Consider the following 2,576-nt stretch of genomic DNA (forward strand, 5'->3'; position numbering starts at 1 on the left):
GACATCCAGGCTAAAAAATCTTTCGTCCCAAGACGGCCCGATACATGAAAAACCGCACTAGGCCGCGCGATGGCGGTCCATCAGCAGACCCGTCACCATCGACTTGAACGGTGCAATGGCATCCGCCACCCGCAGCCCGGTCTGGCGCAGGATACGGAAAGCAGGCTCGTCACGCGTATAAAGTGTGGCGATTCCATTGGTGGCGGCAAAAAGGGGCATCGTTGCCAGGCGGTGACGCCGCTCAAAACGCCGCAGCACGGACAGGCTGCCCGGTGACTCTCCGCGCGCTAGACCCGCCCCGACTTCCTGCGCCAGACTTTCCTGCCCCTTGAGCCCGAGATTGAAGCCATGGGCGGTAATGGGGTGCATGCCCACGGCCGCATCCCCCACCAGCGCGAAACCGGGCGCCACGAAACGGTGGGCGTAAACCGCCTTGAGTGGATAGGCATGCCGGGTACTGACCAGCCGCATGCCGCCCAGACGCCCGCCGACGCGCTCCATGATCTCGGCATTGAAGGCGTCACGGTCCAGCGTGCGCAGGCGCTCGATCTGCTCCGATGGCAGGGTCAGCACGATGGATGACGCCCCGCCGTTAACCGGCAGCAGGGCAATGGTCTGCCCGTCATCGAACCATTGGGTCGCGACATGATGATGCGGCACGTCATGCGCCATGCGACAGACCAGCATGGACCGCCGGAAATCATGCACCACGGCCCCGATGCGCTGTAGCCGCCTGATCTGGGAAAAACGGCCATCCGCGCCCACGGCAAGGCGGGATGTGATCTCGCCCCGCTCATGCACGATGGTCATATCCTCCCCAATGCGGCGGATATGGCGGGTGGATGTGCCCGCCAGCAGGCTGATGCCCGGCCGCCTGCTGGCCGCCAGATACAGGCTGCGCCGGATATTGTGATTGGAGACAAGATAGCCCAGCGCATCGACGCCACGCCCGTGCGTATCAAAGGTCAGGGGATGGTTGCTGCGCCCGGTTTCTATCCGGGCTTCGCGCAGGGCGGAGATCGCCACCTGCGGGATATGTTCCCACGCGCCAAGCGCCTTGAGCACCGCGACCGAATGGTGGGTCAGCGCAATCTCGCGCCCGTCAAAGGCGGGTTCCGCCCAGGGACCATGCGGCGCACGCTCAAGCACGGCGACGGAAAGGCCCTGCGCCTCCAGCGACAGCGCCGCGGCCAGACCAGCCGGGCCACCCCCCATTATGGTCACGTCATGATATGTCATTACTTACCCTGCTCCTGTCCGCACGCCTGATCCAGTGGCTTACGCATCCGCGCCAAACGTCACGGGAGCCCCCGTCCATTGCGCCACGTACCCATCAACCGGGCGGCGCGGGGGGACGACGGCACCGGCCTGTGGCGTGCCCACGAACAGGAAGCCCGCCAGCTTATGTGGTGAAGGAAAGCCCAGCTCGGCCGCGAGTTCCGGGTCATAGGTGACATCGCCGCTCACCCATACGCCGCCAAAGCCCGTGGCATGCAAGGCATTGAGAATGTTCATGGCCGCCGCGCCGACGGCAAGTTCCTGCTCGATCAGGGGAATCTTGTGCTCTGGCCGCAGGTGCATGCCCAGCACGATGGTCATGGGCATGGTGGAAAAACGCGAAAGACGCTTTTCAACCTTGGCCTGCGCAACGTCGGGGTCGAGCCGCTTCATGCTGGCGGCCACCCGCTGCGCCACCGCGGCCCGGGCGTCGCCCTGCACGATAACGTAGCGCCATGGGCGCAGCTTGCCATGGTCGGGCGCGCGCATGGCGGTGGAAAGGATGCTGTCCAGCACCGCGCCCGCCGGGGCCGGTTCCGCCAGCGCATCGGTGGAAAACCGCGACAGAAGGAGATCAAGCGATGTCATGTGGTCGTTCCCTGCAAATGGGCGCCCCCTGACAGTCCTTGACCTGACGGCGGGAGCAATTGACGCGACACCATGCAGCAACTGCCCGGCAATGCCAATATCCCCCGCTACGCGCACGCGCTTTCCGTTCACGGGATCGGTATGGATTCCGGCTGCGCCCTTCTATAGAAGAGGGGGCATGAATACCCCACGCACAGCCACGGTCCACCGCGCCACCAGCGAGACCGACATTACCGTAACCATCAACCTGGACGGCACGGGCCAGACCCGCATCGACACCGGGATCGGTTTTTTCGACCATATGCTGACAGCCCTCGGCCGCCACAGCATGTGCGATCTGGATGTGACCGCCCGGGGGGATCTGCATATCGACTACCACCACACGGTGGAGGATACGGGCATCGCGCTGGGCAAGGCCTTCGCGCAGGCGATTGGCGACAAGCGTGGCATCCGCCGTTATGGCAGCGCCACGGTCCCGCTGGATGAGGCGCTGTGCGAAGCCGTGATCGACATTTCGGGGCGTCCCTTCCTTGCGTGGTCCGTCACCTTCGGGCGGGACAGGATCGGGGAAATGGATACGGAACTGTTCGAGGAATTCTTCCGCGCCTTCGCCATGAGCGCCCTTGTCACCCTGCATGTGATCCAGCGCGCGGGCCATAACTGCCATCATATCGCCGAGGCCGCGTTCAAGGCGCTGGCCCGCGCCCTGC

Annotated in this window: 3 protein-coding genes; 1 reads left to right on the top strand and 2 read right to left on the bottom strand. The window is 64.6% G+C overall.

The window, feature by feature from the left end; all coding sequences use genetic code 11:
• Positions 1-57: 57 nt before the first annotated feature.
• Together ubiM and JCM25156_RS13475 are read right to left on the bottom strand one after the other, a co-directional pair.
• Positions 58-1,239 carry a 5-demethoxyubiquinol-8 5-hydroxylase UbiM gene (gene ubiM, locus JCM25156_RS13470; protein WP_025813495.1) on the bottom strand — a complete coding sequence of 394 codons (1,182 nt, stop codon included), beginning with the start codon at positions 1,237-1,239 and terminating at the stop codon, positions 58-60.
• 39 nt (positions 1,240-1,278) lie between these two features.
• Positions 1,279-1,866, bottom strand: a complete 588-nt coding sequence (locus JCM25156_RS13475) for a nitroreductase family protein (protein WP_025813496.1) — start codon at positions 1,864-1,866, stop codon at positions 1,279-1,281.
• A 178-nt stretch (positions 1,867-2,044) separates the two neighbouring features.
• Between JCM25156_RS13475 and hisB the strand changes: the two genes are divergently transcribed.
• Positions 2,045-2,576: imidazoleglycerol-phosphate dehydratase HisB (gene hisB, locus JCM25156_RS13480; RefSeq protein WP_025813497.1), on the top strand; the 532-nt coding region annotated here is incomplete at its 3' end.

Source organism: Komagataeibacter kakiaceti JCM 25156 (assembly GCF_000613305.1).

Excerpts from the sequence above, each read along its gene's own strand:
- ubiM (WP_025813495.1), bottom strand. The coding sequence starts at position 1,239 with ATGACATATCATGACGTGACCATAATGGGGGGTGGCCCGGCTGGTCTG.
- JCM25156_RS13475 (WP_025813496.1), bottom strand. The coding sequence starts at position 1,866 with ATGACATCGCTTGATCTCCTTCTGTCGCGGTTTTCCACCGATGCGCTG.